The sequence below is a fragment of the Nocardioides sp. CF8 genome, assembly GCF_000389985.1.
Classification (GTDB): domain Bacteria; phylum Actinomycetota; class Actinomycetes; order Propionibacteriales; family Nocardioidaceae; genus Nocardioides; species Nocardioides allogilvus.
In genome coordinates, this window is record NZ_CM001852.1 from 4176423 (window position 1) to 4182106 (window position 5684).

Here is a 5684-nt window from a genome sequence, read left to right on the forward strand (position 1 = left end):
TGTCCGGCGGCGTCCTACTCTCCCACAACCTCTCGGTTGCAGTACCATCGGCGCTGAAAGGCTTAACTTCCGGGTTCGGTATGGGACCGGGTGTTTCCCTTTCGCTATGGCCGCCGTAACTCTGGCGGAACACACACACCCAGACACAAACCCAGAGGTTTGTTGGGGGTGTTCCAAGCATGATGTGGTGCATATTCAGTTGTTCACCGTGACCCACACACCGGGGTGTGTTGGTTGGGAACTGCATGTGGACGCGGGCACGTACTCTCACGAGTGTTGCTTTGTAGCGCAGGTCTTGTCGTGTTTCTACCGTACGTGGTGATTGGTTTTGTACGGTGTTGGGACAAGCCCTCGGCCTATTAGTACCGGTCGGCTGGGCATTGCTGCTGTACACCTCCGGCCTATCAACCCCATGTTCTGTGGGGGGCCTTACCCAGTTAACCTGGTGGGAAACCTCATCTTGAAACGTGCTTCCCGCTTAGATGCATTCAGCGGTTATCACTTCCGAACGTAGCCAACCAGCCGTGCTCCTGGCGGAACAACTGGCACACCAGAGGTTCGTCCATCCCGGTCCTCTCGTACTAGGGACAGCCTTTCTCAAGTTTCCTGCGCGCGCGGCGGATAGGGACCGAACTGTCTCACGACGTTCTAAACCCAGCTCGCGTGCCGCTTTAATGGGCGAACAGCCCAACCCTTGGGACCTACTCCAGCCCCAGGATGCGACGAGCCGACATCGAGGTGCCAAACCATCCCGTCGATATGGACTCTTGGGGAAGATCAGCCTGTTATCCCCGGGGTACCTTTTATCCGTTGAGCGACGCCGCTTCCACCTGCTGGCGCCGGATCACTAGTTCCGACTTTCGTCCCTGCTCGACATGTCTGTCTCACAGTCAAGCTCCCTTGTGCACTTACACTCAACACCTGATTGCCAACCAGGCTGAGGGAACCTTTGAGCGCCTCCGTTACTTTTTAGGAGGCAACCGCCCCAGTTAAACTACCCATCAGGCACTGTCCCTGATCCGGATTACGGACCTAGGTTAGACATCTAATACTACTAGAGTGGTATTTCAACGATGACTCCAACCAAACTGGCGTCTGGCCTTCACAGTCTCCCACCTATCCTACACAAGCAGTACCAAACACCAATACCAAACTATAGTAAAGGTCCCGGGGTCTTTCCGTCCTGCCGCGCGTAACGAGCATCTTTACTCGTAGTGCAATTTCGCCGAGTCCATGGTTGAGACAGCGCCCAAGTCGTTACTCCATTCGTGCAGGTCGGAACTTACCCGACAAGGAATTTCGCTACCTTAGGATGGTTATAGTTACCACCGCCGTTTACTGGGGCTTAAATTCTCCGCTTCGACTTGCGTCTAACAGGTCCTCTTAACCTTCCAGCACCGGGCAGGAGTCAGTCCGTATACATCGTCTTACAACTTCGCACGGACCTGTGTTTTTAGTAAACAGTCGCTTGGGCCTGGTCTCTGCGGCCCTTCACGCTTCCCCAGCAAGTGGGTACACGATCCGGGCCCCCCTTCTCCCGAAGTTACGGGGGCATTTTGCCGAGTTCCTTAACCATGGTTATCTCGATCGCCTTAGTATTCTCTACCTGATCACCTGAGTCGGTTTGGGGTACGGGCGGCGCATAGCTCGCTAGAGGTTTTTCTCGACAGCATAGGATCACCCACTTCACCTAACGGCTCCGTGTCACATCTCAGACTCCACATCAAAGTGAGCGGCCCGGATTTACCTGGACCCCGTCCTACATGCTTACCCGTGGACTACCATCGCCACGGCTGGGCTACCTTCCTGCGTCACCCCATCGCTTGACTACTACCAGTTCGGGTCCCACGCTCCGCCCAGACGTCTCGCCCCGAAGGGTCCGATCATCTGGGTTTCGGATGGTTAGCATCACCAGGTTCGTCATGGGCGCTACTTTGCCGGTACGGGAATATCAACCCGTTGTCCATCGACTACGCCTGTCGGCCTCGCCTTAGGTCCCGACTTACCCAGGGCAGATTAGCTTGACCCTGGAACCCTTGATCATTCGGCGGAAGAGTTTCTCGCTCTTCATTCGCTACTCATGCCTGCATTCTCACTCGTGTGGCCTCCACACCTGGATCACTCCGGCGCTTCACTGCCCACACGACGCTCCCCTACCCATCCACACACCTGAACCAACCTCAAGGGCGGCTTAGCTATTGTGTGAATGCCATAGCTTCGGCGGATGACTTGAGCCCCGCTACATTGTCGGCGCGGAATCACTTGACCAGTGAGCTATTACGCACTCTTTCAAGGGTGGCTGCTTCCAAGCCAACCTCCTGGTTGTCACTGCGACTCCACATCCTTTTCCACTTAGTCACCGCTTAGGGGCCTTAGCTGATGGTCTGGGCTGTTTCCCTCTCGACAATGGAGCTTATCCCCCACTGTCTCACTGCCACGCTCTCACTTACCGGCATTCGGAGTTTGGCTAACGTCAGTAACCTGGTCGGGCCCATCGGCTATCCAGTGCTCTACCTCCGGCAAGAAACACGTGACGCTGCACCTAAATGCATTTCGGGGAGAACCAGCTATCACGAAGTTTGATTGGCCTTTCACCCCTATCCACAGGTCATCCCCTCAGTTTTCAACCTAAGTGGGTTCGGTCCTCCACGTCGTCTTACCGACGCTTCAACCTGCCCATGGATAGATCACTTCGCTTCGGGTCTTGAGCGCGCTACTGAATCGCCCTATTCGGACTCGCTTTCGCTACGGCTTCCCCACACGGGTTAACCTCGCAACACACCGCAAACTCGCAGGCTCATTCTTCAAAAGGCACGCCGTCACAAGCCACAAGGACTCGCTCCGACGGATTGTAGGCACACGGTTTCAGGTACTATTTCACTCCCCGCCAGGGGTACTTTTCACCTTTCCCTCACGGTACTTGTCCGCTATCGGTCATCAAGGAGTATTTAGGCTTAACGGGTGGTCCCGCCAGATTCACACGGAATTTCAGGGGTTCCGTGTTACTTGGGGTACTGCTCCAGAGCTCAGAACATACGTCTACGGGGCTATCACCCGCTACGGCGCCACTTTCCAATGGACTTCGACTTCGTATCTGAGTTTCTTACTCTGCACCAGGCCGGCAGACCTGATAGAACAACCCCACAACCCCACACCTGCAACCCCTGCCGGGTATCACACAGACATGGTTTGGCCTCTTCCGATTTCGCTCGCCACTACTCTCGGAATCACTTTTGTTTTCTCTTCCTGAGGGTACTGAGATGTTTCACTTCCCCTCGTTCCCTCCACACACCCTATGTGTTCAGATGTGGGTAACTGGACATGACTCCAGCTGGGTTTCCCCATTCGGACACCCCCGGATCACAGCTCGGTTGCCAACTCCCCAGGGCTTATCGCAGGCTCCTACGTCCTTCATCGGCTCTTGATGCCAAGGCATCCACCATGTGCCCTTCATAGCTTGTCTCAACAACGTCAAAACAAATCACTACAAAAGAAACACCATGCACCCACCACAATCAATGAGGGCACACGTTTTTGCAAAACTTACACTACAAAGCATTAATTAATGCTCGCGTCCACTATGCAGATCTCAAACAACAACCCCACCAACCCCCCACCACCCCCACACAGGGAACAGCAGAGCAAAGGAGGGACAACCAGAAACACAAACCCACACAACCCCCACCCCCACCCACACAACCCCAAAAGGCTGCACAGACAGACGAGAGAACATGTGGCCCTGATGCTTCAGGACCCAACAGTGTGCCAACCATCACCCGACCAACCAAACCCAACGTTCCACACCCGTACGAACCCAAAGATCCGCACAAGTAGTACTAGCCAAGCCCGATCACCCAGGATCAAGCATCATCGACGATTCCACTAGTGAACACCACCATGCGCCCACCCACGAACGGGGTGAGTCGGGGCGTGTGCTCCTTAGAAAGGAGGTGATCCAGCCGCACCTTCCGGTACGGCTACCTTGTTACGACTTCGTCCCAATCGCCAGCCCCACCTTCGACAGCTCCCTCCCTTACGGGTTGGGCCACCGGCTTCGGGTGTTGCCGACTTTCGTGACGTGACGGGCGGTGTGTACAAGGCCCGGGAACGTATTCACCGCAGCGTTGCTGATCTGCGATTACTAGCGACTCCGACTTCATGGGGTCGAGTTGCAGACCCCAATCCGAACTGAGACCGGCTTTTTGGGATTCGCTCCCCCTTACGGGATCGCAGCCCTTTGTACCGGCCATTGTAGCATGCGTGAAGCCCTGGACATAAGGGGCATGATGACTTGACGTCATCCCCACCTTCCTCCGAGTTGACCCCGGCAGTCTCCTATGAGTCCCCACCATTACGTGCTGGCAACATAGAACGAGGGTTGCGCTCGTTGCGGGACTTAACCCAACATCTCACGACACGAGCTGACGACAGCCATGCACCACCTGTACACCGACAAAAGGGGCCTTATCTCTAAGGCTTTCCGGTGTATGTCAAACCCAGGTAAGGTTCTTCGCGTTGCATCGAATTAATCCGCATGCTCCGCCGCTTGTGCGGGCCCCCGTCAATTCCTTTGAGTTTTAGCCTTGCGGCCGTACTCCCCAGGCGGGGCGCTTAATGCGTTAGCTGCGGCACGGAACCCATGGAATAGGCCCCACACCTAGCGCCCAACGTTTACGGTGTGGACTACCAGGGTATCTAATCCTGTTCGCTCCCCACACTTTCGCTCCTCAGCGTCAGGTAATGCCCAGAGAACCGCCTTCGCCACCGGTGTTCCTCCTGATATCTGCGCATTTCACCGCTACACCAGGAATTCCGTTCTCCCCTGCATACCTCTAGTCTGCCCGTATCGGAAGCCAGCACACAGTTAAGCTGTGTGTTTTCACTCCCGACGCGACAAACCGCCTACGAGCCCTTTACGCCCAATAATTCCGGACAACGCTCGCACCCTACGTATTACCGCGGCTGCTGGCACGTAGTTGGCCGGTGCTTCTTCTGCACATACCGTCACTTTCGCTTCGTCTGTGCTGAAAGAGGTTTACAACCCGAAGGCCGTCATCCCTCACGCGGCGTTGCTGGATCAGGCTTCCGCCCATTGTCCAATATTCCCCACTGCTGCCTCCCGTAGGAGTCTGGGCCGTGTCTCAGTCCCAGTGTGGCCGGTCACCCTCTCAGGCCGGCTACCCGTCGAAGCCATGGTAGGCCATTACCCCACCATCAAGCTGATAGGCCGCGAGCACATCCCCCACCGAAAAACTTTCCACCACACACCATGCGGTGCGAGGTCATATCCGGTATTAATCACCGTTTCCGGTGGCTATCCCAAAGTGGGGGGCAGATTACTCACGTGTTACTCACCCGTTCGCCGCTCGAGTACCACCGAAGTGGCCTTTCCGCTCGACTTGCATGTGTTAAGCACGCCGCCAGCGTTCGTCCTGAGCCAGGATCAAACTCTCCATCGAAACCTACTACCCACACCAACAATCGCCAGTGCAGGAAAAAGAGAGCCACATCCCCTGACAAAAGACACAACACTGACAAAAAATATTGTCAGAAATTATTGTCTTCAACCAAAGAAACCACCACCGAACACAACCCCAACCAAAAGGCCAGAATCAAGTCACGGTGACGGGGCAAAACAAACTAATTCGTCGACTATGACACACTGTTGAGTTCTCAAACATCAG

Annotated in this window: 3 rRNA genes; all 3 read right to left on the reverse strand. The window is 55.3% G+C overall.

The features are described 5' to 3' along the window. Position 1: 1 nt before the first annotated feature. The 3 genes from rrf to CF8_RS20320 all read right to left on the reverse strand — a co-directional run bounded on the left by rrf (position 2) and on the right by CF8_RS20320 (position 5459). Positions 2-118, reverse strand: a 5S ribosomal RNA gene (gene rrf / locus CF8_RS20310). A 221-nt stretch (positions 119-339) separates the two neighbouring features. Then, positions 340-3463: ribosomal RNA gene (locus tag CF8_RS20315) — 23S ribosomal RNA — on the reverse strand. Between the two features lie 480 nt (positions 3464-3943). Beyond that, positions 3944-5459, reverse strand: a 16S ribosomal RNA gene (locus CF8_RS20320). The 16S, 23S and 5S rRNA genes sit together here, the layout of an rRNA operon. Positions 5460-5684 lie beyond the last annotated feature (225 nt).